Origin of the sequence: Streptomyces sp. NPDC024017 (assembly GCF_040638895.1) — a bacterium.
GTDB lineage: Bacteria > Actinomycetota > Actinomycetes > Streptomycetales > Streptomycetaceae > Streptomyces.
The window spans coordinates 489,426-515,380 of record NZ_JBEZYZ010000001.1; the positions used below are offsets into that span (position 1 = coordinate 489,426).

22 protein-coding genes and 2 tRNA genes are annotated in these 25,955 nt (G+C 72.0%); 4 read left to right on the plus strand and 20 right to left on the minus strand.

All coding sequences use genetic code 11. The features are described 5' to 3' along the window. Position 1: 1 nt before the first annotated feature. From AB0G20_RS02280 to leuS, 5 genes are all read right to left on the minus strand, one after another. Positions 2-2,620, minus strand: a complete 2,619-nt coding sequence (locus tag AB0G20_RS02280; protein ID WP_361294491.1) for a ComEC/Rec2 family competence protein — start codon at positions 2,618-2,620, stop codon at positions 2-4. After that, positions 2,617-3,750 (minus strand): ComEA family DNA-binding protein, encoded by a 1,134-nt coding sequence (locus AB0G20_RS02285; RefSeq protein WP_361294494.1) that lies wholly within the window; start codon positions 3,748-3,750, stop codon positions 2,617-2,619. Before AB0G20_RS02285 ends, AB0G20_RS02280 begins: the two co-directional genes overlap by 4 nt. A gap of 119 nt (positions 3,751-3,869) precedes the next feature. Then, positions 3,870-4,715: a DegV family protein gene (locus AB0G20_RS02290; protein WP_361294496.1), complete on the minus strand. Its 846-nt coding sequence runs from the start codon at positions 4,713-4,715 to the stop codon at positions 3,870-3,872. 72 nt (positions 4,716-4,787) lie between these two features. Next, positions 4,788-5,564: a hypothetical protein gene (locus tag AB0G20_RS02295; protein ID WP_361294499.1), complete on the minus strand. Its 777-nt coding sequence runs from the start codon at positions 5,562-5,564 to the stop codon at positions 4,788-4,790. Between the two features lie 137 nt (positions 5,565-5,701). Continuing rightward, positions 5,702-8,581, minus strand: coding sequence for a leucine--tRNA ligase (gene leuS / locus AB0G20_RS02300; protein ID WP_361294502.1), 2,880 nt, complete (start codon positions 8,579-8,581; stop codon positions 5,702-5,704). A gap of 469 nt (positions 8,582-9,050) precedes the next feature. Here leuS and AB0G20_RS02305 point away from each other — a divergent pair, with 469 nt between their 5' ends. Both AB0G20_RS02305 and AB0G20_RS02310 read left to right on the plus strand, forming a co-directional pair. Next, positions 9,051-10,313, plus strand: a complete 1,263-nt coding sequence (locus AB0G20_RS02305) for a cytochrome b/b6 domain-containing protein (RefSeq protein ID WP_361294505.1) — start codon at positions 9,051-9,053, stop codon at positions 10,311-10,313. Next, positions 10,310-11,920 (plus strand): NADH-ubiquinone oxidoreductase-F iron-sulfur binding region domain-containing protein, encoded by a 1,611-nt coding sequence (locus tag AB0G20_RS02310; protein ID WP_361294508.1) that lies wholly within the window; start codon positions 10,310-10,312, stop codon positions 11,918-11,920. The genes AB0G20_RS02305 and AB0G20_RS02310 overlap by 4 nt, the downstream gene beginning before the upstream one ends. 121 nt (positions 11,921-12,041) lie before the next feature. On the opposite strand, the gene AB0G20_RS02315 is transcribed toward AB0G20_RS02310, so the two are convergent. From AB0G20_RS02315 to AB0G20_RS02360, 10 genes are all read right to left on the minus strand, one after another. Next, a tRNA-Ala gene (locus AB0G20_RS02315) sits at positions 12,042-12,114 on the minus strand. A 127-nt stretch (positions 12,115-12,241) separates the two neighbouring features. Then, positions 12,242-12,475, minus strand: coding sequence for a hypothetical protein (locus tag AB0G20_RS02320; RefSeq protein WP_006136074.1), 234 nt, complete (start codon positions 12,473-12,475; stop codon positions 12,242-12,244). Positions 12,476-12,478: 3 nt separating this feature from the next. Then, on the minus strand, positions 12,479-12,652 hold the full coding sequence (locus AB0G20_RS02325) for a hypothetical protein (protein ID WP_104780615.1): 174 nt from the start codon (positions 12,650-12,652) through the stop codon (positions 12,479-12,481). A 200-nt stretch (positions 12,653-12,852) separates the two neighbouring features. Next, positions 12,853-12,925: transfer RNA gene (locus AB0G20_RS02330), tRNA-Ala, on the minus strand. Between the two features lie 74 nt (positions 12,926-12,999). Beyond that, positions 13,000-13,668: a histidine phosphatase family protein gene (locus tag AB0G20_RS02335; protein ID WP_361294511.1), complete on the minus strand. Its 669-nt coding sequence runs from the start codon at positions 13,666-13,668 to the stop codon at positions 13,000-13,002. After that, positions 13,665-14,111: a ribosome silencing factor gene (rsfS, locus tag AB0G20_RS02340; RefSeq protein ID WP_361294514.1), complete on the minus strand. Its 447-nt coding sequence runs from the start codon at positions 14,109-14,111 to the stop codon at positions 13,665-13,667. The genes AB0G20_RS02335 and rsfS overlap by 4 nt, the downstream gene beginning before the upstream one ends. Before the next feature lie 113 nt (positions 14,112-14,224). Further along, on the minus strand, positions 14,225-15,949 hold the full coding sequence (locus AB0G20_RS02345) for a LytR C-terminal domain-containing protein (protein ID WP_361294517.1): 1,725 nt from the start codon (positions 15,947-15,949) through the stop codon (positions 14,225-14,227). A 16-nt stretch (positions 15,950-15,965) separates the two neighbouring features. Then, positions 15,966-16,709 carry a nicotinate-nucleotide adenylyltransferase gene (nadD, locus tag AB0G20_RS02350; RefSeq protein WP_361294519.1) on the minus strand — a complete coding sequence of 248 codons (744 nt, stop codon included), beginning with the start codon at positions 16,707-16,709 and terminating at the stop codon, positions 15,966-15,968. Between the two features lie 84 nt (positions 16,710-16,793). Further along, on the minus strand, positions 16,794-16,958 hold the full coding sequence (locus AB0G20_RS02355) for a hypothetical protein (protein WP_003990192.1): 165 nt from the start codon (positions 16,956-16,958) through the stop codon (positions 16,794-16,796). Between the two features lie 165 nt (positions 16,959-17,123). Continuing rightward, positions 17,124-17,282 (minus strand): hypothetical protein, encoded by a 159-nt coding sequence (locus tag AB0G20_RS02360; RefSeq protein WP_361294523.1) that lies wholly within the window; start codon positions 17,280-17,282, stop codon positions 17,124-17,126. A 124-nt stretch (positions 17,283-17,406) separates the two neighbouring features. Here AB0G20_RS02360 and AB0G20_RS02365 point away from each other — a divergent pair, with 124 nt between their 5' ends. Beyond that, a complete protein-coding gene (locus AB0G20_RS02365; protein ID WP_361295781.1) occupies positions 17,407-18,528 on the plus strand; it encodes a M48 family metallopeptidase in 1,122 nt (373 codons plus the stop codon). 46 nt (positions 18,529-18,574) lie between these two features. Here the strand turns inward: AB0G20_RS02365 and AB0G20_RS02370 are convergent, their stop codons facing one another. The 5 genes from AB0G20_RS02370 to proB all read right to left on the minus strand — a co-directional run bounded on the left by AB0G20_RS02370 (position 18,575) and on the right by proB (position 23,556). Then, on the minus strand, positions 18,575-19,645 hold the full coding sequence (locus AB0G20_RS02370; RefSeq protein WP_361294526.1) for a hypothetical protein: 1,071 nt from the start codon (positions 19,643-19,645) through the stop codon (positions 18,575-18,577). A gap of 89 nt (positions 19,646-19,734) precedes the next feature. Next, a complete protein-coding gene (locus tag AB0G20_RS02375; protein WP_361294529.1) occupies positions 19,735-20,331 on the minus strand; it encodes a hypothetical protein in 597 nt (198 codons plus the stop codon). 170 nt (positions 20,332-20,501) lie between these two features. Further along, positions 20,502-21,788, minus strand: coding sequence for a glutamate-5-semialdehyde dehydrogenase (locus tag AB0G20_RS02380; protein ID WP_361294532.1), 1,287 nt, complete (start codon positions 21,786-21,788; stop codon positions 20,502-20,504). A 72-nt stretch (positions 21,789-21,860) separates the two neighbouring features. Beyond that, the gene (locus AB0G20_RS02385; RefSeq protein ID WP_031108816.1) at positions 21,861-22,319 is read right to left on the minus strand and encodes a hypothetical protein; all 459 of its coding nucleotides are present in this window, start codon (positions 22,317-22,319) and stop codon (positions 21,861-21,863) included. Positions 22,320-22,449: 130 nt separating this feature from the next. After that, positions 22,450-23,556 (minus strand): glutamate 5-kinase, encoded by a 1,107-nt coding sequence (gene proB, locus AB0G20_RS02390; protein WP_361295784.1) that lies wholly within the window; start codon positions 23,554-23,556, stop codon positions 22,450-22,452. Positions 23,557-23,909: 353 nt separating this feature from the next. Between proB and AB0G20_RS02395 the strand changes: the two genes are divergently transcribed. Then, positions 23,910-25,943 (plus strand): hypothetical protein, encoded by a 2,034-nt coding sequence (locus tag AB0G20_RS02395; RefSeq protein WP_361294535.1) that lies wholly within the window; start codon positions 23,910-23,912, stop codon positions 25,941-25,943. Positions 25,944-25,955: the final 12 nt, after the last annotated feature.

Consider the following 25,955-nt stretch of genomic DNA (forward strand, 5'->3'; position numbering starts at 1 on the left):
CTCAGTCTCGCGCCACCCTCAGCTCTCCGCCGCCTCCTACGACCGCGAGCGCGCCGTCCCGGTCCGTCCGCAGCACCGCCGCGCCCTGGGCCCGCAGCGCCGCGACCGTGCCGGGCGCCGGGTGGCCGTACGAGTTGTCCTCGCCGCAGGAGATGAGGGCCAGCCGCGGGGCCGCCCGGCGTATGAGGCCCGGGTCCTGGTAGGCCGAGCCGTGGTGGGCGACCTTCAGCACGTCCACACCCTCCAGCGCCTCGGCCGCCGGTGACCGCGCCAGCGCCCGCTGCGCCGGGGGTTCCAGGTCTCCGAGGAGCAGCAGGCGCAGTCCGGCCGAGCGCACCAGCATGGCGACACTGGCGTCGTTCGGCCCTTCCGGCGGCGGGTGGGCCGGAAGCACACCCGGAAGCGACCCCGGAAGCGACCCCGCAGGCGCCCCCGCAGGCCGGTCCGGCGGCGGGTTCGGGGGCGGCCACACCACCTGCCAGGACAACTCCCCCGTGCTCCGCTGCTCCCCGGTCGCCGCCCGCGTCAGGGGAATCCGCCGCGCCGCCGCCAGTCTCCGTACGAACGCCGCCTGGTCCGCGGGCTCTTCGAAGCCCGTCGTCTCGATCGCGCCCACCGCTCGTCCGCGCAGCACCCCGGGCAGGCCCGCCACGTGATCGGCGTGGAAATGGGTCAGCACGACCAGCGGGATCCTGCTGATGCCCAGTGAGCGCAGACAGTGGTCGACGAGCTGCGGGTCGGGCCCCGCGTCCACCACCACGCCGGTTCCCTCGCCCGCCGCGAGCACCAGGGCATCGCCCTGCCCCACGTCACACATCACCAGCCGCCAGCCCGGCGGCGGCCAGCCCGTGACCACCCTGGTCAGCGGCGGCGGCTGCACCACCACCAGCGCCAGCACCACTGCGCAGACCCCGCACCACCAGGGATGCCCGAGCAGCCGCCGTCCGACGACCACCACGACCAGGGTGACGGCCAGGAGCAGCGCCGCGCCCGTCCAGCTGCCCGGCCAGTCCACTCCCCCGCCCGGCAGCGCCGCCCCGGTCCGGGCGATCTGCGCGATCCACTCGGCGGGCCAGTGCGCGCACCACGCCAGGGACTTGGCCAGTGGCATCGCCACCGGGGCCGTCGCCAGCGCCGCGAAGCCCAGCACGGTCGCCGGCGCGATCGCGAACTCCGCGAGCAGATTGCACGGCACCGCCACCAGGCTCACCCGCGCCGACAGCACGGCGACGATGGGCGCGCACAGGGCCTGCGCGGCTGCGGCGGCGCCCAGCGCCTCAGCCGCCCTCGGCGGCACCCCGCGCCGCCGCAGCCCGGCGCTCCAGCGCGGCGCGAGCGTGAGCAGGGCGCCGGTCGCCACGACGGACAGCAGGAACCCGTAACTCCGCGCCAGCCACGGGTCGTACAGCACCAGCAGCAGAACCGCCGTCGCCAGCGCCGGGATCATCGACCGGCGGCGGCCGGTCGCCAGGGCGAGCAGTGCCACGGCTCCGCAGGCCGCGGCGCGCACCACGCTCGGATCCGGTCTGCACACGACGACGAACCCGAGTGAGAGCCCACCCCCGAGCACCGCCGTCCCGCGCAGGGAGATACCGAGCCTGGGCGCGAGCCCCCGCCGCTCGACGTGCTGTGCCAGGCCCGGAGGCCCGAGCAGCAGGGCGAGGAGGATCGTGAAGTTGGCTCCGGACACGGCGAGCGTGTGCGTGAGATCGGTCTCCTTGAACGCCTCCTCCAGCTCCGGAGTGATCCGCGAGGTGTCGCCGACCACCAGGCCCGGCAGCAGCGCGCGAGCATCCGCCGGCAGTCCGCCGGTCGCCTCCCGCAGCCCGGCGCGCAACCGCCCGGCAAGCCGCTGCGGCCCCGAGGGCCCATCCACTACTTCCGGTTCGCCCTGGTCCCGCACGCGCAACACTGCCGCGACCCGATCGCCGCCCGTCATCGAGGGCGCGAGCCGCGCACCGACCCGCAGCCGCGTCGACGGCAGCAGGCCGAGCCACGGTGACCGCCCCCGCCCATCGGCGACCCGCCCGGGAGGGGCCGCGTCCACGTCCACGATCATCAGCACCGGCGCCCGTGTCGTCACCGCCGTGCCACCCGCCTCATGGACGCGCCGCACGTCGGCGTCGATCAGCACGGCCGTCGGAGCCGCATGGGCGCCCCGGACCTTCGGCCGGGTGAGCCGCGGGTCGGACGTGAGCTCGACCTCGGCGGTCACCGTCGCGTACTCCCGCGCCAGGCCGGGCACGGGTCCCCGGCGCAGATCCGCCCCGTGCAGCCCGACCGATGCGGCGGCCGCGGCGACGCACAGCAGCAGGGCGGCGGCCGAGGCTCGCGGCCATGACGCCGTCCAGTGCCGCCGGGCCAACGGCAGCAGTCCGACGGCTGCCAGACAGCCGATCACGATGGCGAGCACCCATGGCGGCGATGCGTCCAGCACCAGCGCCGCCGTGCCCCAGGCCGCGAGGGCGGGGGGTACGAGCCGCAGGTCCGTCGGGCCTTCCTGGCGTGGACGGGCGGTGCCGAGACGTGTGCCGGAGGAGGCGTGCACGGACGACCGGGCGGGACGGAGCGCGGACGCGGTCTCGTCCTGCCGCGCCGGCGGTTCGGGGAGGCTCCTCATGGCCGTACGAGATTCCGCAGGTCGGCGAAACGGCGGTCGCCGATGCCGTTCACCTCGCGCAGCTCGTCCACGGAACGGAAACCGCCGTGCTGTGTGCGGTAGTCGATGATGTGCTGCGCCAGCACGGGGCCGACCCCCGGCAAGGTGTCGAGCTGGTCCGCGGTGGCCGTGTTGAGGGAGACCGGGGCCGCCGGTGCGGCCGCTCCTCCCGCCGCGACACCGGCCGGGCCACCGGGAGCCGCACCTCCCCCACCGGCTCCCGCGGCGGGAGCCGGTCCCCCGACGATCACCTGCTCGCCGTCCACGAGGAACCGGGCGCGGTTGAGCCCGTCGGTGTTCGTGCCTGGCTTCACCCCGCCCGCCGCGTGCAGCGCGTCCGCCACCCGCGAGCCGGCCGGCAGCCGGTGGATCCCTGGTTCACGGACCTTGCCGCCGACGTCCACGACGATCTCGGCCGCCCCCGCCTTCACCGACCCGGAAGAAGCACCGGCAGGCACCCCAAAGGCGCCCGGGCCTCGCTCCTCCCCGCCCTGCGCGCTCTCCTGCCGCTCTCCGTAGGGCACCGCCGCCCGCACCATTTCCGGCGGCCGCACGGGCTGGGTCCGGCCTGTCCAGAAGTGCTGCACGGCGAATGCCGCGGCGATGACGAGCACCACCGTCAGGGCCAGCACATTCCGCCGCTCCAGACCGCACCTGGTCTGCAACCACAGCGGCATTCGCTCCCGCAGCGCCAGCCCGGCCCGCTCCCGCCAGACTCCCTCCGCCGCACGACCGTCCGGGCCCGCCGGCTCGGGGAGAACGCCGACGGGCTCCACGACCGCTTCGTGGTCACCAAGCTCTCGCCGGCTCTCTTCGACGTCGGCGGAACCCGGCGGCCCTTGTCCCGACTCCCGCCGCTCCCCGGCCCGTTCGGCCGGCTCGGCACGCCCTGGAGGCCCGGCCGGCCCGGCGTGCTCGCCGAACAACACCCCCGCGCGGCGCTGGAGTTCCTCCGCCGAAGCGTGACGCTGCCCGGCCCGCCCGCGCGCGACAGGCGGGCGTCGGTGATGACGGACGCGCCCGTCGGACGCCGGCCCACGGCCCGGCCCACTGGTCGCGGTCGCTGTGCGTGAACGTGATCGAAGTGCCATGCGACGAGGATCGGCCACCTCGCCCCACTCGCGATGATCTTGGTCAATTCCCGGGGACAAGCCCTCGGTTGTGGATAACCCCGCCACTCACACGTGCGGCCGGAGGCGCACAGCAACGTTCACCGGGGCGAAACCACAACTCCCAGCAGCCCGGGCCCCGTATGCGCCCCGATCACCGCCCCGACCTCGCTGACATGCAGATCGGCCAGCCCGGTCACCCGGGTCCGCAAGCGGTCGGCGAGGGCCGACGCCCGGTCCGGGGCGGCGAGATGGTGGACGGCGACATCCACCTGGGCGCTTCCCGCACGGTCGGCCGCGATCTCCTCCAGGCGGGCGATCGCCTTGGACGCGGTGCGCACCTTCTCCAGCGGTTCGATACGCCCGTCGGCCAGTTGCAGCAGCGGTTTCACCGCGAGCGCCGAGCCCAGCAGGGCCTGCGCGGCGCCGATACGGCCGCCGCGCCGCAGGTAGTCGAGGGTGTCGACGTAGAAGTAGGCGGAGGTGCCCGCGGCCCGCTTCTCGGCGGCTGCGACGGCCTCGTCCACCGTCCCGCCCGACTCCGCGACCTCCGCCGCGGCGAGCGCGCAGAACCCTAGCGCCATCGCGATCATGCCGGTGTCCACCACCCGCACCGGCACCGGCGCCCGGCGTGCGGCCACGACGGCCGCGTCGTACGTACCGGAGAGTTCGGCGGAGAGGTGGAGGGAGACGATGCCGGTGGCGCCGGACTCGGCGACCTTGCGGTACGTCTCCTCGAAGACCGCGGGACCGGGCCGCGAGGTCGTCACGGGGCGCCGCTTCTGCAAAGCCTGGGCGAGGGCGCGGGTCGAGATCTCGGTGCCCTCCTCCAGGGCCCGGTCGCCGAGAACCACGGTCAGAGGTACCGCTGTGATGCCGTGACGCTCCATCGTCCGGGCCGGCAGGTAGGCCGTTGAATCGGTGACGATCGCGACATGGCGGGACATGAGCTGGAGGTTACCTGCCGTAGCGCCCGTGCGGCAGCCCGGCCCCTGCGCCCTGCGGTGCGAGTGGCCGGATCAAGTGGTGCTCTCGGGACGGGGCTTCTTCTGCCAAGGGTAGGTCGGGCGGGGTCCCGGCGGCGTGATGGCGGGCCGCGTCGGCTCCGACTGCGCGGTGTCCGGCCAGGTCTGCCCGGCCGTGGCGGCATCGGCGGCGGGCGCCTCGGGCCACGGCGGCGGCGCGGACTGCGGCGACGTGCCCGGCTGCCGGGCGGACGCGGACTGCTGCGAGGACTCGGGCTGCGGCTCCGGGGCCGTCCAGTGCCGCAGCGCCCCGGACTCCAGGTCGATCTGCGCGCTGAGCGAGTCCAGGTCGTCGTCCGCGAAGCGGCGGGCGCGGTCGCGGGCCGCCCAGCGCAGCGAGTCCGCCGCGTGCGCGATGCGTTCGGTGCGCTCGCGCAGCCCGGGCAGCCGCTCGGTGAGCGCGGCGCGGTCCGGCTCGGACTCCAGACGCTTGAGCTCGTCGTCCAGCTCGTGCCCGTGCGCACTGAGCCGTTCGAAGAGGCCGACGGACTCCTTCAGGGACTCGTCCTCGGCGACGGCCGCCTGCAGGGCTTCCTGCGTGGCGCGCATCGAGGTGCGCAGCTTCAGCCGGAGCTGGGCGAGCTCGCCCGCGGCGCCGGGCTGGGCGAAGGACTTGGCGCGCAGTGTGTGGTCCTCGACCGTGCGGCGGGCCTGGGTGATGCCACGGTCCACACCGCGCTTGGCGGCGCCGACCACCTTCACCGTGGCGTACACCCCGAGCCCGAGAAAGAGCACGAAGAGCAGGGCGAAGACTGCGATCACTGCTTCCACAAGGGCTCCTCCTCAGGACGTCACGGCGCCTCGCGTCGCTCTTCCACGGTAAACGCAACAGGCAGGTCCGGAGTTCCAGAAAAACCCCGAACCTGCCCGTAGGGGACCACCCCGAGAGCGGCCCGTACGCCTGGCGGCTACGCCGGAACGATGTTCACCAGCTTCGGCGCGCGCACGATCACCTTGCGGATCCCGGCACCGCCCAGCGCGGCGACGACCTTCTCGTCCGCCAGCGCGGCCTTCTCCAGCTCGTCGTCGGAGATCGACGGCGAGACCTCCAGCCGCGCCTTGACCTTGCCCTTGATCTGCACGACGCAGGTCACGGTCTCGTCGACGACGTACGCCGGGTCGGCCACCGGGAAGTCCTGGTGGACCACCGAGCCGGTGTGCCCCAGCCGGCGCCACAGCTCCTCGGCGATGTGCGGGGCCAGCGGCGCGACCATCAGCACCAGGGCCTCGGCGACCGGGCGGGACACGGCCCCGCCCACCTTGGTCAGGTGGTTGTTCAGCTCGGTGACCTTGGCGATGGCGGTGTTGAACCGCATGCCCTCCAGGTCGCCGCGCACCCCGTCGATCGCCTTGTGCAGGGCGCGCAGCGTGTCTTCGTCGGGCTCGGCGTCGACCACGGTCACCTCGCCGGTCGCCTCGTCGACGATGTTGCGCCACAGCCGCTGCAGCAGCCGGAACTGGCCGACCACCGCGCGCGTGTCCCACGGCCGGGAGACGTCCAGCGGGCCCATGGCCATCTCGTACAGGCGCAGCGTGTCGGCTCCGTACTCGGCGCAGATCTCGTCCGGAGTGACCGCGTTCTTCAGGGACTTGCCCATCTTGCCCAGCAGCCGGGAGACCTTCTCGCCCTGGTACCAGTACGCGCCGTCGCGCTCCTCCACCTCGGCGGCCGGCACCGCGATGCCACGGCTGTCACGGTAGACGTAGGCCTGGATCATGCCCTGGTTGAACAGCTTGTGGAACGGCTCGGCGGACGAGACGTGACCCAGGTCGTACAGGACCTTGGACCAGAAGCGCGCGTACAGCAGGTGCAGCACGGCGTGCTCGGCACCACCGACGTACAGGTCGACACCGCCGTGCGGCATGCCCTCGCGCGGGCCCATCCAGTACTGCTCGATCTCGGGGTCGACCAGCTTCTCGGAGTTGTGCGGGTCCAGGTAGCGCAGCTCGTACCAGCAGGAACCGGCCCAGTTGGGCATGGTGTTGGTCTCACGCCGGTACGGGCGCGGACCGCGGCCGTCGCCCAGGTCCAGCGTGACGTTCACCCAGTCCTCGTTGCGCGACAGCGGCGTCTCGGGCTGGGTGTCGGCGTCGTCCGGGTCGAAGGTGCGCGGCGAGTAGTCCTCGACCTCGGGCAGCTCCAGCGGCAGCATCGACTCGGGCAGCGCGTGGGCGATGCCGTCCTCGTCGTAGACGATCGGGAAGGGCTCTCCCCAGTAGCGCTGGCGGCTGAACAGCCAGTCGCGCAGCCGGAAGTTGACGGTGCCCTCGCCGACGCCGGACCGCTCCAGCCACTCGGTGACGCGCGCCTTGGCCTCGGCGACGCCCAGGCCGTCCAGGCTGACCTCGTCGTTCGAGGAGTTGATGATCTTCGCCTCGTACGACGCGAAGGCGTTCTCCCAGGTGGAGGTGTCCGTGCCGCGGCCGTCGGTCGGCTCGACGATGCAGTGGATCGGCAGCTCGAAGGCGCGCGCGAACTCGAAGTCGCGCTGGTCGCCGGCCGGGACGGCCATGATCGCGCCGGTGCCGTAGCCCATCAGGACGTAGTCGGCGATGAAGACCGGGACTTTCTCGCCGTTGACCGGGTTGGTCGCGTACGCGCCGATGAAGACGCCGGTCTTGTCCTTGGCCTCGGCCTGCCGCTCGACGTCGGACTTCGAGGCGGCCTGGGCGCGATAGGCGGCGACGGCCTCACCGGGGGTCGCGTGGCCGCCGGTCCACACCTCGTGGGTGCCCTCCGGCCAGGCGGCCGGGGTGAACTTCTCGACCAGCGGGTGCTCGGGCGCCAGCACCATGTAGGTGGCGCCGAACAGGGTGTCCGGGCGGGTGGTGAAGACGGTGATGCGCTCACCGTCGATGGGGAAGTCGACGCGGGCGCCCTCGGAGCGGCCGATCCAGTTGCGCTGCTGCAGCTTGATGGCGTCGGGCCAGTCCAGCTCCGCCAGGTCCTCCAGCAGCCGGTCGGCGTAGGCCGTGATGCGCATGTTCCACTGGCGCAGCTTGGCCTTGAAGACCGGGAAGTTGCCGCGCTCGGAGCGGCCCTCGGCGGTGACCTCCTCGTTGGCCAGCACGGTGCCCAGCCCGGGGCACCAGTTGACCGGCGCGTCGGAGGCGTAGGCCAGCCGGAACTCACCCAGGACGTCGGCCTTCTCGGCGGCGCTCAGCTCGCTCCACGCGCGCGTGTGCCCCGGTACGGGCCGCTCACCGGACTCGAACGCGGCGACCAGCTCGGCGATCGGGCGGGCCCGCCGGGCGTCGTGGTCGTACCAGGAGTTGAAGATCTGCAGGAAGATCCACTGGGTCCACTTGTAGTAGTCCGGGTCGATCGTGGCGAACGACCGGCGCTTGTCGTGGCCCAGGCCCAGCCGGCGCAGCTGGGACTTCATGTTCTCCATGTTGGCTTCGGTGGACACGCGCGGGTGCGTGCCGGTCTGCACCGCGTACTGCTCGGCGGGCAGGCCGAAGGCGTCGAAGCCCAGGGTGTGCAGGACGTTGTGGCCGGTCATCCGCTGGAAGCGGGCGAAGACGTCCGTGGCGATGTAGCCCAGGGGGTGGCCGACGTGCAGGCCCGCACCGGAGGGGTACGGGAACATGTCCATGATGAACTTCTTGGGGCGGGTGACGATCCCCTGGTCACCGGCCAGGTCGCCCTTGGGGTTGGGCGCGGCGTAGGTGCCGTCGGCGTCCCAGAAGTCCTGCCAGCGTGCCTCGATCTCGGCGGCCATGGCGGCCGTGTAGCGGTGCGGCGCCGCCACCTCGGAGGTGGCGGCGGGGTTCGTCTCGCTCATGATCCTCAAAGCTCCATCGATCGTCTCTGCCTGCGGGCGTCTGGTTCGAGAAACGAAAAATCCCCTCACACAGGAGGGGACGCCGCGCCGATGCCGGCCACTCGACTCGTCCGGTGGCCGGGACTGATCAGCGCGGCCCGCTAAGCAGAAGGCGTACGGCACGCATGGCGCTAGGGTACCGCAGGCCCTCAGCGTGCCGCGACGCGCTTCCGAGGGCCGTCTCGGTGCCGGAAAAGCTGAACCATGGTCAATAGTTACTTCGCGTAACAGCCACTAAGGGGCATCACAACAACCACATTGTCCTTTGGTAACAGCGCAATAACTCAAACCTCGTACTCATCGGTATGGCTCCGCTTAGAGTTCGGCAGCGGGACCGCTGCTTTCCCGAACCGCTCGGAGTTGCCCCCATGAACCCTCATCGCAGTAACACCTCACCGCCCCCGGACGCCGGGACGTGGGGAGGCAGGTCGTGAACCCCTACGACTCCACGGCAGACGACTCCTTCGCCGAGTTCCTAAACTTCGGTGCGGGCGTGCTGTCCCTCGTGTGCCTCACCTGCTCGGTGATCTGGGGCCTGGTCGCCCAGGACCGGGTCCTCCTGGACGCCCGCAGGCGCATCCTGGCGCAGGCCGTGCACCGGACCACGGCCGTCGCCTCGATCGCCTTCCTGCTGGTGCACATCGGGGTCAAGCTGGCGCTGGACCACACCTCGTGGATCGCCGCGGTGATCCCCTTCGGGCTGCTGCTCACCGACGAGGAGCTGGTAGCGGGCAGGTCGTTCCTGATCGGCCTGGGCACCCTGGCAGGCATGCTCATGATCTTCGTGGGCATCACCGGCGTCCTGCGCAACCGCTTCGCGTCCCCCGCACCCGTCGCGGCCCGCTGGCGAGCCATGCACATGCTGGCCTACCCGGCCTGGTGCGCCGCCCTGGTCCACGGCCTCTACGCGGGTCGCGCGGCCAAGCCGATCTTCGTCATCCTGTACTGCCTGTCCCTGGCCGGAGTGGCCGGCGCCCTCGCCCTGCGCGCCGCTCCGCGCCAGGTCAAGCGCAATGTCGCCGACAAGGTCGCCTCGCTCATCGGACCCGGCGATGGCCAGGTCCGCAGGGATCTGGAGGAGAGCCGGGCCCGGGCGGGCGGCTCCAGGATGCCCGGCTTCGAGGGCCGGGAGGCACCCGCGCGCCCCACGGCGTCACCGTCGGGACCGCTGTACGAGAAGGCGGAACGCCCCGCGGCCAAGGAGCCGGCGAACGGCTTCGCCGCCGCCTACCGTGCCGTCACGGGCCCTCCCCAGGGCCAGCAGCCCTTCGCGCCCGGGCCGACCACCAGCATGCAGCTGCCGCTGGACATGCAGCCCACCGAGACCATCCCGACCGTGGACGGCCCCTCCAGCACCTCGGGCAACTGGCCGATACCGTCCCCGCCGCCGGTCGGCGAGGCCCCGCAGTCGGTCTACGACCCGCTCCAGGACACGGGATTCAACATCCCGCCCTACGACCCCCTGCAGGACACCGGACAAAGCATGCCGGCCTATGGCAATCCAGGCGCCTCCGGCTATGGATCGAGTGACGTGTACGACACGGGTGAGACGAATGCCGTCTACGACCCGTACTACCCGAACGACACGTACAACAGCGGTCCCGCCACTGACACAACGCCCGGTGCGTCCTATGACTTCGACGCACCGGGCTCGGGCGAACCTTGGAACACGCCTTCCGGAGGCTTTAAGTGAACGAGGCCCTGCCCGACGTACCCGAAGTCCGCGTAGTCGGGCTTCCCCAGCTCACGTCGGGCTTCGACCTTGTCGATCGGCTCGATCTGCCCATGCATCTCAAGGTGCACGGGCCGCTCGAGCCGATGGGCGGCGAGCAGCTCGCGCAACTCGCCGAACGCATCAACCTGAAGGGCCGCGGCGGCGCGGGCTTCCCCTTCCACAAGAAGCTGCGCTCGGTCGCCGAGGCGGCGATCAAGCGCGGCGTCCGGCCCGTCGTCGTCGTGAACGGAAGCGAGGACGAGCCGGCCTGCCGCAAGGACACGGTGCTGATCAACCGTGCCCCTCATCTGATCCTGGACGGCGCGCTGCTGTGCGCCGAGGCTCTGGGTGCCCGCACGCTCGTGGTGGGGGTCACCCGTGAGTCGACCCAGCGCTCCATGGAGGCCGCGCTCGCCGAACGCGGCCTCAGCAACGGCCGTCGATCGGCACTGCGCGCACGCGTCCAGCGCAACCCGGTCCGCATGGTCACCGGTGCCGCCGCGTCGCTGATCCGCTCGATCGACGGCGGCCCGGCCATCCCGCCCGGCCGCAAGGTCAGCGCCTCGCAGAACGGCGTCGGCGGCGCGCCCACCCTGCTGTCCAACGCCGAGACCTTCGCCCAGCTGGCGATCGCCGCCCGCATCGGCCCGGAGCGCTACGGCAACACCGGTCTGTACGACGAGCCGGGCACCGTCATGCTCACGGTCTCCGGCGCGGTCGCCCGCCCCATGGTGATCGAGGTCCCGACGGGCGTGCCGCTGCGGTACGTCCTGCAGCTCGCCGGCGCGCCGCCGGTACCGCAGGGCGTGCTCACCGGCGGCTACCACGGCAAGTGGATCGACGCGGCGACCGTCAACGAGGCGATCGTCTCCCGCAACTCCCTGGACGCGGTGGGCGGCGCACTCGGCGCCGGCGCGATTCTGCCGATCACTCAGGACACCTGCCCGCTGGGCGAGTCGCTGCGGGTCGCGCAGTGGCTGGCGGAGGAGAGCGCGGGCCAGTGCGGCCCCTGCTACCTCGGTCTGCCGGCCGCCGCGCGCGGCCTGGAGGACATCCTCAACGGCGGCGGACCTGCTGCCCTGGAGGCACTCAAGCAGGTCGCCAAGAACGTGAAGCGGCGCGGCGCGTGCTCGCACCCGGACGGCTCCGCGATGTTCATCGAGTCGACCATCAAGGCGTTCACGGACGACCTGGCCGCCCATGTCCTCGGCAACGGCTGCGGACGGCCCGTGGAGGGCGTTCTGCCGCTCTTCGAGGGCGGCAGGGCCCCCACGGGCATCCCGGGCGGCGGCGAGTCCGAGGAGAACGGCCCCAGCCGCCAGAAGATCTACGTCGACTGGACCCTGTGCCGGGGTCACGGCCTGTGCGCCGACATCCTTCCCGAGGTGTTCCAGCTGGGCGCCGACGGCTTCCCGACCGTGGCGCAGGCACAGGTGCCGCGGTACGCCGAGGCCAAGGCTCTACGCGCGGTGCGCCGCTGCCCGGCACTGGCGCTGCGCATCGAGGAGGCGAGCGGGCAGGGCGCGCCGTCCCGCAACCTCCCGGTCCTCTCCCAGGGCCGCGGCCGCCGCGCTCTCGGCCGCTGAGCACCCGTACGGCGGGCTCCCCCGGTGGGGCCCGCCGTGAGCGCACTCGGACGACGCACACGACGTCGCACACAAAGAAGGCGGGCCATCCGATTCGGATGGCCCGCCTTCTCATCTGCTGTGGAGCTAAGGAGAATTGAACTCCTGACCTCCTGCATGCCATGCAGGCGCTCTACCAACTGAGCTATAGCCCCTTGCTTGTGCCCTCCGGGTTTCCCTGGCGGCGACGCCAACATTACTGGTCCATCGGGCCCAACACCAAATCGATTTCGCCTCGCACGGAGATGCCCGCTATGTCGGATTTGAACCGACTCTGCGGGCTCAGGCCGTGACGAACGAATAGAACCGCTTGAGCGTGCAGTGCTCCTCCAGAAGCCGGCCGTAGATCGGCTCGCCCTCCAACTCGCGGTAGGTCTCGATCGGGTCGCCTTTTATGATCAGCGCCCGCGCGCATTCCTCGCACCAGTACTGGTAGTCGGGATTGATCGGTTCCATGTCGCGGACGATCGGAGTCCCGCTGCCGCACCAGTCGCACTTCCGCCTGTGTGCACCCATCGATCAGCTCCAGCTGTGGCCGCAGGCCGTGCACACGTAGGAAATCCCGCCGTTGTCGCCGAGCATCTGGGCCACGTGCGCGGAACCGCAGGAAGGGCAGCTGAGGCGGGTGGACATGTCCCGTGTGAACGCTGCTTCGAGGAGGTGGTCGACCTCCTCGAGGATGCTCGCAGGCATCGCTACTCCTCCCGTCGGGCCGCGCCCCCTTCCGGCCGTTTGATTCTGCCACGGCCGGACCAATACGGTCAGCGACGCCTCAGTACCAGTCCGGACACGGCACCCGGCGGGGCCGTAGAGGTATACGCCTCAGCGAGCCCGAGTGACTCAAGCCGGAGCACGAAAAATCCCGCCCCCTGAGCGGGAACGGGATCTTGACGTGGAGCTAAGGAGAATTGAACTCCTGACCTCCTGCATGCCATGCAGGCGCTCTACCAACTGAGCTATAGCCCCTCGTGTCCGTCCCCGCTGGCGGGGCGAACAAGAAGAACTTTAGCCTGCGACCTGCCGGAAAGTGAAATCCGGGGTCAGTCGTCGTCGCCGAGCACCGGTTCCGGCAGGGTGCCGGCGTTGTGCTCCAGCAGACGCCAGCCGCGGGCGCCTTCGCCGAGCACGGACCAGCAGCAGTTGGAGAGTCCGCCGAGGCTCTCCCAGTGGCGGGGGTCGAGCCCCAGCAGGCGGCCGATGGTGGTGCGGATCGTGCCGCCGTGGCTGACCACGACGAGCGTGCCGTCCTCCGGGAGCTTCTCGGCGTGCCGCAGCACCACCGGGGCGGCGCGGTCGGCGACCTCGGTCTCCAGTTCGCCGCCACCGCGGCGCACGGGCTCGCCCCGCTTCCACGCGGCGTACTCGTCGCCGAACCGGGCGATGATCTCCTCGTGCGTCAGGCCCTGCCAGACGCCCGCGTAGGTCTCGCGCAGCGCCTCGTCGTGGGTGACGTCGAGGCCGGTGAGCATGGCCAGCTCGGCGGCCGTGGCCGCGGCGCGCCGGAGGTCCGAGGCGACCATCGCGTCCGGCTTCAGCGAGGCGAGCAGCCGGGCGGCGCGGCGGGCCTGGGCCACGCCGGTCTCGGTCAGCTCGACGTCCGTGCTGCCCTGGAAGCGGCGCTCCACGTTCCACGAGGTCTGGCCGTGCCGCCAGAGGATGATGCGACGGCCCCGGCCCTTCCCGGCGGACGCCTCACTGATTGAGGTCACCCCCAGTCACCGTCCAGTTCCGCCGCCTCCTCTGCCGCGCGCAGCTTGGCGTGCTCCTCGGCCTTGCCACGGGTGGCCTTGGCCTCCTCGGGCAGCTCGAGCTCGGGGCAGTCCTTCCACAGCCGCTCCAGGGCGTAGAAGACGCGCTCCTCGCTGTGCTGGACGTGGACGACGATGTCGACGTAGTCGAGCAGCACCCAGCGGGCCTCGCGGTCGCCCTCACGGCGCACCGGCTTGGCGCCGAGTTCCTTCGAGAGGCGCTCCTCGATCTCGTCGACGATCGACTTGACCTGGCGGTCGTTGGGCGCGGAGGCCAGCAGGAAGGCGTCCGTGATGGACAGCACGTCACTGACGTCGTAGGCGACGATGTCGTGGGCCAGCTTGTCGGCGGCCGCCTGGGCGGCGGTGTTGATCAGCTCGTGAGAGCGGTCGGTCACGGTCACTACAAGGCTTTCGGTCGGCGGACACTTGCCACCAAGGGTCTCACGGACCGCCGTCGGCCCCCCACGCGATGACCGGGATCACGTGGGGGGCATCCTCCCGCCGTCCGGCCGGGCTACGGCTTGTAGTCCTGGCCGAGGACCACGGAGACGTCGGCGCTCGCAGAGGTCCTGCCCTTGGTGACGGAGCCGGCGGGCAGCCCCAGGGTCTTGGCGACCTCGACGGCGTTCGCCTTGGCGGCGGCATCGGCGTAGACGACCTCGGAGGTGGCCCGGGCGGTGCCGGTGCCGCTCTCCAGGAAGGTGAAGCCGCCGTTGAGGAGCACGACGCGGGCCTTCTCGGTGTTGTCCTTGACGCCGGTGGCGTTCTGCACGGAGACGCTGACGGCGGCGTCCTTGTCGGGGCTCTTGGCGGTGCCGCCGAGGACGTTCTTGACCACACCGGCGCTCGCCTGGGCGCTGAGCGTGCCGTCGTTCTGGACGGGCAGCAGGTCGGTCTTGACGTCGCCGCCCTTGGCGAGGTCGGAGAGCCCGGCGAGGAAGGTGCCGAGGTCCTTGTCGGTGAGGGACGGGTCGAGGATCTGCGCCAGGGTCTGGATGGTGGTCGTCGCGGCCTGCGGGTCGGAGGAGATCTTGCGCAGGACGCCCTGCATGACCTGCCCGAAGCGCTCCAGCTGGGCGTTCTGGGCCTCCCCGGGAGCGCGGTAGGTGGCGTAGGCGACCGCCATCTTGCCGCTGAGGGTCTGGTCCTGGCCCTTGTTGACCAGGGGGGCCTCGCCCTTCTTCTTGGCGGCGGGGTCGGGGACGTCGGCGTCGGTGTCGACGTCGATGTTGCCGACGAGGTCGACGAGGTTCTGCAGGTAGGGGGTGTCCAGGCGCCAGGTGCCCTCGATGTCGGTGCCGAGGACCGTGTCGAGTGCGTCACGGGTGCCGTCGGAGCCGTCGTCCTCGACCGACTTGGCGAGCGTCGTGGTGGTGCCGTCGTCGCTGGTCAGGGCAAGGGAGTTGGGCAGCAGGACGGTGGTGCCCCGCTTGGTGGTGGTGTTGTCGACGAGGAGGGCCGTGGAGGTGCCACCGCCCTTGGTGTCGTGCAGGTGGACGACGACCACGTCGCGCTTCTGGGCGCCCGCGGCCGTCGCGGTGCCCGCCTTGGAGTCCTCGGAGGACAGGCCCGGCAGCTTCCCCGCGTACCAGAGGTAGCCGACGCCACCGGCCGCGACGAGCGCGAGGACGACCGCCAGGGCGACGATCCGGCTCCGGGCCCGGCGCCGGGCCTCCTCGCGGCGTTCGGTGCGGTTCTCGGTGAACTTCAGCCAGTCGATGACGTCTTCGGAGTTGGCGTCCGGTTCCTCGACGAAGGCGAACTGCTCGGTGTGGTACTCCCGTTGCGGCTCGGCGGGGGCTTCCCGGTCGTGGGCCGGACCGGCCTGCTGCGGGATGTGGGCGGTCTGCTGCGCGGGCTGTTCGGCGACCCGGGGCTGCCGGCCGGTGGCTCCGGGGGCGGCGGTGTGGCCGTAGGGGTCGTGCGGGGCGCCCTGCGCGGGGCCGCCCTGGGGCGGGGCGGTGCCGTAGGGGTCGTAGGAGCCGTAGCCGGAGGCGGGCTGCCCGCCCGTGCCGTAGTCGTACGCGGTCGGGGACTGCTGCCCCTGCTGCGCGTACGGGTCGTAGCCGTAGCCCTGCTGGTGCTGCTGCCCGGGCTGCCCCTGCTGGGTGTACGGGTCGTAGGTCTGCTGCTGGGTCTGCTGCGTTTGGACCTGCCGGTAGACAGGCTGGCCGTACTCGTCGTAGCCGACGAGCTCGTACTGGTCGCCCCCGTACCCCGGGTCGTATCGGTCGTTCACCGGTGCCCCTCTCGGCTCACTCGCCGCGGTACAGCTCGCGCTTGTCGATATAGCGCACAACACCGTCCGGCACCAGGTACCAGATGGGATCGCCCGTGGCGACTCTCGCACGGCAGTCCGTCGAGGAGATGGCCAGGGCGGGAACCTCCACGAGCGAGACACCGCCCTCCGGGAGTCCGGAGTCGTCCAGCTGGTGGCCCGGCCGGGTGGCTCCGATGAAGTGCGCCAGGGAGAACAGTTCCTCGCTGTCCCGCCAGGTGAGGATCTGGGCGAGCGCGTCGGCGCCGGTGATGAAGAACAGGTCCGTGTCGGGATTGAGCGCGCTCAGGTCACGCAGGGTGTCCACGGTGTAGGTGGGGCCGCCGCGGTCGATGTCGATGCGGCTCACGGAGAACTGCGGGTTCTCGGCGGTCGCGATGACCGTCATCAGATAGCGGTCCTCGGCCGGGGAGACGCTGCGGTGGCTCTTCTGCCAGGGCTGGCCGGTCGGGACGAAGACCACCTCGTCGAGGTGGAAGGCCGCGGCGACCTCACTGGCCGCCACCAGGTGCCCGTGGTGGATCGGGTCGAAGGTGCCGCCCATGACGCCGAGGCGGCGCTTGCCCGGGCGCGAAGGGCTCTTTCCGGGGCCGTCGGTCCGGTGGGCCACCGCGGAGGCACGGCGAGGCTCCGAGTGTCGCTCGGTGCTGCTCGCCGTGTCCTGTGCCGGGTCGTGCGGCGTCTCGTTCGCCGGACCGGTAGGCATGTCCTGCTCTCCCATGCGTGCAGACCCTACCGGCCCTGCCTGAGGGCTCCGGCCGCCCCCGTGGTCCCCGGGCATCCTCCGCCGGATGCCCCGCCGGTCTCAGCGGTCGCGGTTGAAGCGGGTGGTGATCCACAGCAGGAGCAGCAGGATGAAGAGTGCGCCGCCACCGGTGAGGTAGGGGCTGAGGCTCTCGTGGTTTCCGCCGTGCTCCTCGCCCTCGGCGGCGAGGGTGACCAACTGGGCAGCGGTGCTGTGGAAGCTCATCTTCGGCAGGACCTATCGCGTGTGGGCGGGATAAAGACGTCGGCTCATCGTAAGCGGGCGCCCGTTCCGCGATCACCCCGACTCCGCCTGTTCGTCCCGCGGGGCGGTCACGCCCGCCGCGGCCGGGCCCGGCCCCGAAGCCCGGCGGGGAACCTTCGCGCGACCTCAGTCGTCCTTCCGTCTGTAGCCACGCAGCAGGAACCACGCGGTCAGCGCACAGCCCAGGATCATCACGATCAGCACGATCCGCAGCAACCCCGGCCCTTGCCCCTCGGCGGCGCTCGCGGCCTCGGCGAACCAGGCGGATGCGGGGTGGTGCTCCATGGCGTTGGTCTCCTTCGCTGTACTGCCCGACCACCGTAACTCCGCCTAGGCTGGGCCCTGCCTCGGGGAAGCAAAAGGCCGCACAAGGGGCCGTAAAGGTCACACCAGACGCATGGGGGAAGACATGTCCGACGGCCACGAGCACAACGGGCACGAGAACGTGCCGAGCAGGCAGCGCAGGCGCTTCCCCGGGATCTCCTCGCGTACCTACGAGCACCCCGCCGACCGCTCCGCCCTGGTGGCCCTGCGCAAGCTGAGCGGCTTCGACACGGTGTTCAAGGCGCTCAGCGGCCTGCTGCCCGAGCGCAGTCTGCGGCTGCTGTTCCTGTCCGACTCGGTGCGGGTCTCGGACCAGCAGTTCGCCCATCTGAACGTGATGCTGCGGGACGCCTGCTACATCCTGGACCTGGAGAAGGTCCCGCCGATGTACGTGAACCAGGACCCGCAGCCGAACGCGATGTGCATCGGCCTGGACGAGCCGATCATCGTCGTCACGACGGGCCTCGTCGAGCTGCTCGACGAGGAGGAGATGCGCGCGGTCGTCGGGCACGAGGTGGGGCACGCCCTGTCCGGCCACTCCGTCTACCGGACCATCCTGCTGTTCCTGACGAGCCTCGCCGTCCGGGTCGCCTGGATCCCCCTGGGCAACCTCGCGATCATGGCGATCGTGACCGGGCTGCGCGAGTGGTTCCGCAAGTCGGAGCTGTCCGCGGACCGGGCCGGGCTGCTGGTCGGGCAGGATCTGCAGGCCTCCATGCGGGGTCTGATGAAGATCGCGGGCGGCAACCACCTGCACGAGATGAACGTGGACGCGTTCCTCGCCCAGGCCGAGGAGTACGAGGCGGGGGGCGACCTGCGCGACTCCGTGCTGAAGATCCTGAACGTGATGCCCCGCTCCCACCCCTTCACCACCGTGCGGGCGGCCGAGCTGAAGAAGTGGGCCGAGTCGCGGGACTACCAGCGGATCATGGACGGCCACTACCCGCGGCGCGACGAGGACAAGGACACCTCGGTCCGGGACTCCTGGCGGGAATCGGCGAACCACTACTCCACCCACGTGAAGAGCTCCAAGGACCCGCTGATGAAGCTGGTGACGGACCTCGCGGGCGGTGCCGGCGACCTGGGCGAGAGGGTCCGCCGCGGCTTCGGCGGCTTCACGGGCGCGTCCCCGCAGTCGCCCCAGGGGCCCGAGACGGGCACGCCGGACTCGTCGGGGGACGACCAGCCGCCGCACGACAAGAGCTAGGCGACAAGGCCGCCTGCGCCGCCCTCAAGGCTCTGGCGGGCTCGCCTCACACCTTCGGCTGGGCGCTCGTCGCCAGAGAGCCGCACAGGGCCGTCGCGCTGCCCGTGGCGTAGGGGTCGGTGCCGGCGGGGCCGCCCTCCTTGGCCGTCTGGCCGGCCAGGAGGGGCCGGAGATGGTTCGTGGAGTCCTCGGCGCAGGAGAGCGGGCCGGCCTGGACGTAGGAGACGACGAGCTGGGCCTGGTGCAGCCGCAGGTCGTCGCGGTCGAAGCGGAACTGCAGCTCGCGCCGGAGGGTGAACAGGGACACCTCGTCCTTGTCGTCCGCCCCGTTCGGCCGCAGCGCGTACACGAACGTGTGGTCGGCGGTGACCTCCAGCGTGGACGAGTCGGCCTCGGCGGCCTGCAGCGTGCCCTGGACCCGGACCTTGCGGTCGGCGAGCTCGGCGCGCGAGGGGTCGAAGCGGACCAGCCAGCCGGTGGGCGCGTGGCGTCCGTCGGCGGTGGGGCGGGCGAAGCTCTGGTCGAACTGGTCCAGTTGGTCGGGGTCGAGCAGCACGCGGACGGCCCGGACCTCACCGCCCGTGAGCACCTCCGGGTCGAGGGCCGACCGGACGATGTAGTCCTTGGCCGTGGTCAGGGCGCTCACGACCTGGCTGTCCGAGAAGTGCGCGGTGCGCCGCGAGGCGGGCAGCGGCACGCCCTCCGCGCCGGTCCGGAACTGTGCGGCGGGGCTGTGCTCGTACAGGTAGGCCAGGTCGGCGGTGCCGGGCACCTTGCCCTCGGGGGCGAGCGGGATGACGGTCATCCGCAGGGGCTCGATGGGCTCCCGGGCGGCAGGGGTCTGGTAGGGGTGCCGTACGCCCATGTAGATCGCGGTGCCGAAGGCGACGGCGATCAGCAGGACCAGGACCAGAGCCTGCCGGGACAGGCCCCGGCGCAGGGGCGGCCGGCGCCGTACGGCGGGCGCGTGGTCGGCGATGCGCTCCTGCGCGGAGAACTCCTGGAGGCGGGCAGCACGGACGAACGACTCGTCGAAGACGACGGATCGGTACTCGTCCTCTCCACCTCCGGGGGCGCCCTCGGGAGTCCCCTCAGGTGGGTTTCCTGGCCCGCCCATATCTTCAGGGTAGGTCGCCGGAAGCTCGGGTAAACGCCCCGCTGCTCCACAACTTCTGACAGGTTCTCACCAAGATGGGCGGGTTCCGGTCAGGGGCTGCGGGGGATCACGGAGACGGCCGGCGGGGAGTAGTCGGCGGAAGCCGAGGGGGCGGCTCCGCTGCTCTGTTCCAGCCCGGTCGAGGCGGGTGGCGGCGCGGGCTCGTCGCGGTTGGAGGAGGCGCCCCGGTAGACCGCCGTGAAGGCCAGGGCGACCATGCCGATGCCCATCACCAGGGCGAGCAGCCAGGCGACGGGGCGGTGCCAGCGGACCTGTTTGGAGTACGGCCCCGCGCCGCCGTAATGGTCTTCGAGGATGTCGGGGTCGTCGAGCTCGTCGAGGTCGGGATCATGGCCGAAATCGCCACGCCGGCCGTAACCGTCCTCGTAGCGCTCGCCTCTGGTGTGGGCGCGGCGCGCCTCGGCCTCGGAGGCCTCGGCTCTCGCCTGTGCCGCGGCCAGGAGGCGCTCCACTGCGGTCGGCTCGTGCACCACGGCCGCGCGTACGAAGGCCTCGTCGAAGACCACGGAGGCGAACTCTTCGTCCGACACCCCGCGGTCGTGGTCGTCGTCGGGCTCCCGGCCGTCCGGAAACGGCGTGCCCCCCACGTCCTCCGGCACGGATCCAGAGTAGACCTGGGGGGTCAATTTGGGCAGACGGTATGGAAATTCATCCGCCGGTCGAGACGGCTTCCACGGGGGTCGGCCGGCGCACGCCCGCCCGGGCACTCCTGCCGCGCGCGCCTGCGCCACCCGGGTGACCTGCACGGGTATGCGCCCTCGCGCATGCTCCGGGTTGCTCCCTCCGGAAGCGCGGCTCAGCGCCGTACGTGCCCGTCCCCGGTGACGATGTACTTCGTGCTGGTCAGCTCCGGCAGGCCCATGGGGCCGCGGGCGTGCAGCTTCTGCGTGGAGATGCCGATCTCCGCGCCGAAGCCGAACTGGCCGCCGTCGGTGAAGCGGGTGGAGGCGTTCACGGCGACGGTCGTCGAATCGACCAGTTGGGTGAAGCGGCGGGCCGCCTGCTGGGAGGTCGTCACGATGGCCTCGGTGTGGCCGGAGGTCCACAGCCGGATGTGCTCGACGGCCTTGTCCAGCGAGTCCACGACCGCGGCGGCGATGTCGTACGACAGGTACTCGGTCTCCCAGTCCTCGGCCGTCGCCTCGACGACGGTGGCCTTGGAGTCCTTGGCGTAGGCCTGCACGCGCTCGTCGGCGTGCACGGTGACCCCGGCCTCCGCGAGGGCGTCCAGGGCGCGGGGCAGGAACTCGGCGGCGATGTCCTGGTGGACCAGCAGGGTCTCGGCGGCGTTGCAGACGCCGACCCGCTGGGCCTTGGAGTTGATCAGGATCTCGACGGCCATGTCGAGGTCGGCCCGGGCGTCGACGTAGACGTGGCAGTTTCCGGTGCCCGTCTCGATGACCGGGACGACGGACTCCTGGACGACCGTGTTGATCAGGGAGGCGCCGCCGCGCGGGATGAGCACGTCGACCAGGCCGCGGGCGCGCATCAGCTCGCGCACGCTGTCGCGGCTCTCCCCGGGGACGAGCTGGATGGCGTCGGCGGGCAGTCCGGCCCCGCCGACGGCGTCGCGCAGGACGCGCACCAGGGCGGTGTTCGACTGGTACGCCGAGGAGGAGCCGCGCAGCAGGGCCGCGTTGCCGGACTTCAGGCAGAGGGCGGCGGCGTCGACGGTGACGTTCGGCCGGCCCTCGTAGATGATTCCGACGACGCCGAGCGGCACGCGGACCTGGCGCAGGTCGATGCCGTTGGGCAGCGTGGATCCGCGGACGACCTCGCCGACCGGGTCGGGCAGGGCGGCCACGTCGCGCACGTCGGAGGCGATGGCGCGGATCCGCTCGGGGGTGAGCGTGAGCCGGTCGATCATGCCCTCGCTGATGCCGGCCTCGCGGGCTTTGGCGACGTCCTTGGCGTTGGCCTCGACGATCTCGCTCGCACGGACCTCCAGCGCGTCCGCGATGGCGAGCAGCGCGTCGTCCTTCTCGGCCCGGGGCAGCGGCGCGAGGGCCGCGGCGGCGGCCTTGGCGCGGTAGGCGGCCTCGGTGACCGGGGACATGGAGTCGTACGGCGAAAGCGTGGTCATGAGGGAAGGGTAGTGCGCCGGGCGGATTCGTTCATCGCGCGTTTCACACCCCGAGACACTTCCCGGACCGGATCAAAACGGGTGAACTCCGACCGGCGAGGCCGGGGGCGGCCCGTACCCTTCCGCGATGCGCTGGTGGTACGTCGCGCGGTCGATGACCTCCAGACCGACGATCTCCCAGGGCGGCAGCCCGGCGGTCTGCCGGTGCTCGCCCCACAGGCGCAGGGCGACGGCGGCCGCGTCGTGCAGGTCGCGGGCCTCCTCCCAGTAGCGGATCTCCGCGTGGTCGACCGCGTACCTGCTGGTCAGGAAGAAGGGATGGTCGTGGGCGAGCTGCTCCAGGGCGCGCCGGACCTCCGGGAGGGGGGCCTCCTTGCCGGAGACGCTGAGGGTGACGTGCCACAGGCGCGGGGTGTCGCCGGGTTCCTCACCCTGGAACCGGTCCCCGGCCGCCACGCTCGTCAGGGCACGCTCCTCACCGGCCGCGCGGGAGCCGGCACCACCGCGGGACGCCTGAGTCCCAGGGCGCACTCGTCTCACGACGGCCTCCTTTGCACAGTGGCGCTGCTGCTAGGTCCCTGGGACAAAGTTGAGCAGGCCGCAAGGCATCGCGTGGCGGTTTTGCGGAACGTCCACCACCGGGAGCGGACGTTTCGACCCATTACGGGTGCAGGACCACCAGGTCGTCCCTGTGTACGACCTCGCGTTCGTACGCGGGTCCGAGTTCGCGGGCCAGCTCCCGGGTCGAGCGGCCGATCAGCCGGGGGATCTCCTTGGCGTCGAAGTTGACGAGCCCGCGGGCCACCGCGTGCCCCGTGCGGTCCCGCAGCTCGACGGGGTCGCCGGCGCTGAACTCGCCCTCGACGGCGGCGATCCCGGCCGGCAGCAGCGACTTGCGGCGGTCCACGACGGCCTGCACGGCGCCGTCGTCCAGGGTCAGCGCGCCCTGCGGGGTGGAGGCGTGCTGGAGCCACAGCAGCCGGTCGGCGGAGCGCTTGCCGGTGGGGTGGAAGAGGGTGCCGGTGTCCTGGCCGGTCAGGGCGTCGGCCGCGTGGACGGCGCTGGTGAGGACGACGGGGACACCGGCGGCGGCCGCGATCCGGGCGGCCTCGACCTTGGTGACCATGCCGCCGGTACCGACACCGGCCTTGCCCGCGCTGCCGATCTCGACGTCCGCGAGGTCGGAGGGGTCGCGCACCTCGCCGATACGGGAGGTGCCGGGCCGCGCGGGGTCTCCGTCGTAGACGCCGTCCACGTCGGACAGCAGGACCAGCAGGTCGGCGTGGACGAGGTGGGCGACCAGGGCGGCCAGGCGGTCGTTGTCGCCGAAGCGGATCTCGTCCGTGGCGACGGTGTCGTTCTCGTTGACGATCGGGAAGGCGCCCATCGCGAGCAGCTTGTCGAGGGTGCGCGAGGCGTTGCGGTGGTGCGAGCGGCGGCTCATGTCGTCGGAGGTCAGCAGGACCTGGCCGACGCGGACGCCGTAGCGGGCGAAGGAGGCGGTGTAGCGGGCGACGAGCAGGCCCTGGCCGACGCTGGCGGCGGCCTGCTGCCGGGCGAGGTCCTTGGGGCGGCGGCGCAGGCCCAGCGGGGCGAGACCGGCGGCGATGGCGCCCGAGGAGACCAGGACGATCTCGCGTTCCCCGCCGCTGCGGACCTTGGCGAGGACGTCGACCAGCGCGTCCACGCGGTCCGCGTCCAGGCCGCCCGAGGCGGTGGTCAGCGAGGAGGACCCGACCTTGACGACGATCCTGCGGGCCTCGCCCACGGCCTGCCTTGCCCCTGCCACGTCGCCGTCCGTCCCCTCGCGTCGATTCGGTCGCTCACCAGGAAATCTACGGGACGGCCGGACGGGGTGCGGCGCCGGTCCACGCTACGGACGGTGCCGCCCGCGTCACGGGACGGCGGCCACCCTCGTCCGGTCCCGCCGCGCGCCGGGAATCCGATCTTCCTTTTCCCGGCCCCACCCACGACAGGAACGCCGCCTTCCGCTACGGTCCGACGACACACGGCGGCGGCCGCTCCCCACACCCTGACGACACGCGCGTGTCGTCAGGAGGTCGCCGCGCGTTAACCCGGACGGCCGACCTGCGCCGACCCGACGCTCCTGGAGTGACCGCAGTGCCCGTACCTCTCCCCCGACCGCAGGCCCTTCTCAAGGGGCTGGTCACCGTCGTCCTGGCCGCCGCGTTCGCCGCACAGGCGGTCGCGGCGCTGCTGCCCGACGTTCCGCTGCTGATCGCCGCGACGGCCGTCTCCCTGGCCACCGAGGGCGTCCTGTACCGGTGGCAGCGTGGGGTGCTGTCGCTGTTCGCCAAGTCGCACGCGGACATCACCGTGCGGCACGTGCTGCGGGACCTGCTGCTGGTCGTGGCCCTGCTGCGGCTGGGCGAGCAGGACCGCGAGACGGTGTACGCCCCGCTGGTGGCCGGGCTGCTCGTCTTCTACGCGCTGCACTGCGCGATCCAGGCGGTCTCGGTGCTGGTGCGCCGTACCCGCACCCTGCCCGTGGTGACCCGGAACATCGACGCCTCGGCGCTGCGGCTGTCCCCGGCCCCGTCCGTACTGCTGCGCCGCCCCGGCCACCGGTTGCTGGTGTTCGGTCTGCCGGCGACGGCCGGGCTGCTGGCCAGCGCCCCGGGCGACCGGCCGGTGTACGCCGCCGCGGGCATCGCACTCTCCCTCGCCCTGGGGCTGACCGGCCTCGGCGCGCTGCTTCTCCGGCTGCTGCCGGGCCGTCGCCCGGCGGACGAGCAGGAGGTGCTGGACTGGTTCGACGCGTGGCTGGCCGCGTACCGGCCGACCGTCGGCCTGTACTTCTCCGGCGGTGCCGCCTCGGCCTACCAGGCGAACATGTGGCTGGAGCCGCTCGCCGGGCTGGACGGCAGGCCGGTCATCATCCTGCGCGAGCGGTTCATGGTGCAGAAGATCGCCGCGACGGACATCCCGATCGTGTGCCTGCCGAAGGTGTCGACGCTCATGCGCCTGGAACACTCCACGCTGCAGGTCCTCATCCACCCGTCGAACTCGGGCAAGACCTCGCAGGTGCTGCGCATCCCCACGATCAAGCACACCTTCGTCAACCACGGCGAGAGCGACAAGCTGTCCTCGTGCAACCCCTACGCGAAGGCGTACGACGAGGTGTGGGTCGCCGGGCCCGCCGCGCGCGAGCGGTACGCCCTGGCCGAGGTCGGGGTCGAGGACAAGGACGTGGTGGAGACGGGACGCCCGCAGCTGGACGGCGTGCTGCCGTACGCGGGCCCGCCGGCCGGGGCGTTCACGACGGTGCTGTACGCGCCGACCTGGGAGGGCTGGGACGGCAACCCCGGCAACACGTCGGTGATCGCGGCCGGCGAGAACCTGGTGCGGGCGCTGCTCGCGGACCCAGGGGTGCGGCTGCTGTACAAGCCGCATCCGCTGACGGGCTCGGTGGACCCCCGGGCGGGCGCGGCCGATCTGCGGATCCGGGAGCTGATCCGGGCGGCCAACCGGGAGCGGACGGGGGTGCGCCCGTCCGACAGCGCGGAACTCACCCGCTGCACCGCCGAGCTGGACCGGCTGACCACGTCGGTCTTCCGGGCCGGGGCCGACACCGTGGAGCGGATGCAGGTGCAGTCGGCGCCGGAGCCGGGCCGCGCGGAGGCGGTGGCGCGCGCGACGGCCGCGTGGGAGGAGGCGTACTGGGCCTCGCTGCCGGAGGGCGAGCACCAGATCATCACGGACGCCCGGCCCGCCCTGTACTCCTGCTTCAACGTGGCCGACCTGCTGATCAGCGATGTGTCGAGCGTGATCAGCGACTTCCTGGCGAGCGAGAAGCCGTACGCGGTGGCCAACACCAGCGGGCTGCCCGAGGACGCCTTCCGTACGGCGTTCCCGACGGTGGTGGCGGCGACGGTGCTGACGCCGGACGCCGCCGGGGTGCCGGGCCTGCTGGAGACGGTCCGGCACCCGGAGCGCGATGAACTCGCCGAGGCGCGAGCCGAGTTGAAGCTGCGCCTGCTCGGCCCGGCGGAGCCGTCGTCACAGGAGCGCTTCAACGACGCCGTCCGGGCGCTGTGCGGGGAGGCCCGGGACCACCGGGCCCGGGTGGCGGAGCGGCTGGCCGCGGTGCCCGGTCAGCGCACCGCGACAGAGGTCCCGACCGCGCCGCGCTGATCCGCGGCAGGC

Coding starts and splice junctions, on each gene's coding strand:
- AB0G20_RS02325 (WP_104780615.1), bottom strand. CDS start 12,652: ATGCCTGCGAGCATCCTCGAGGAGGTCGACCACCTCCTCGAAGCAGCG.
- nadD (WP_361294519.1), bottom strand. CDS start 16,709: ATGGGAGAGCAGGACATGCCTACCGGTCCGGCGAACGAGACGCCGCAC.
- AB0G20_RS02360 (WP_361294523.1), bottom strand. CDS start 17,282: ATGGAGCACCACCCCGCATCCGCCTGGTTCGCCGAGGCCGCGAGCGCC.
- AB0G20_RS02320 (WP_006136074.1), bottom strand. CDS start 12,475: ATGGGTGCACACAGGCGGAAGTGCGACTGGTGCGGCAGCGGGACTCCG.
- AB0G20_RS02290 (WP_361294496.1), bottom strand. CDS start 4,715: ATGTCCCGCCATGTCGCGATCGTCACCGATTCAACGGCCTACCTGCCG.
- AB0G20_RS02365 (WP_361295781.1), top strand. CDS start 17,407: ATGTCCGACGGCCACGAGCACAACGGGCACGAGAACGTGCCGAGCAGG.
- leuS (WP_361294502.1), bottom strand. CDS start 8,581: ATGAGCGAGACGAACCCCGCCGCCACCTCCGAGGTGGCGGCGCCGCAC.
- AB0G20_RS02380 (WP_361294532.1), bottom strand. CDS start 21,788: ATGACCACGCTTTCGCCGTACGACTCCATGTCCCCGGTCACCGAGGCC.
- AB0G20_RS02280 (WP_361294491.1), bottom strand. CDS start 2,620: ATGAGGAGCCTCCCCGAACCGCCGGCGCGGCAGGACGAGACCGCGTCC.
- AB0G20_RS02370 (WP_361294526.1), bottom strand. CDS start 19,645: ATGGGCGGGCCAGGAAACCCACCTGAGGGGACTCCCGAGGGCGCCCCC.
- AB0G20_RS02285 (WP_361294494.1), bottom strand. CDS start 3,750: ATGGCACTTCGATCACGTTCACGCACAGCGACCGCGACCAGTGGGCCG.
- AB0G20_RS02355 (WP_003990192.1), bottom strand. CDS start 16,958: ATGAGCTTCCACAGCACCGCTGCCCAGTTGGTCACCCTCGCCGCCGAG.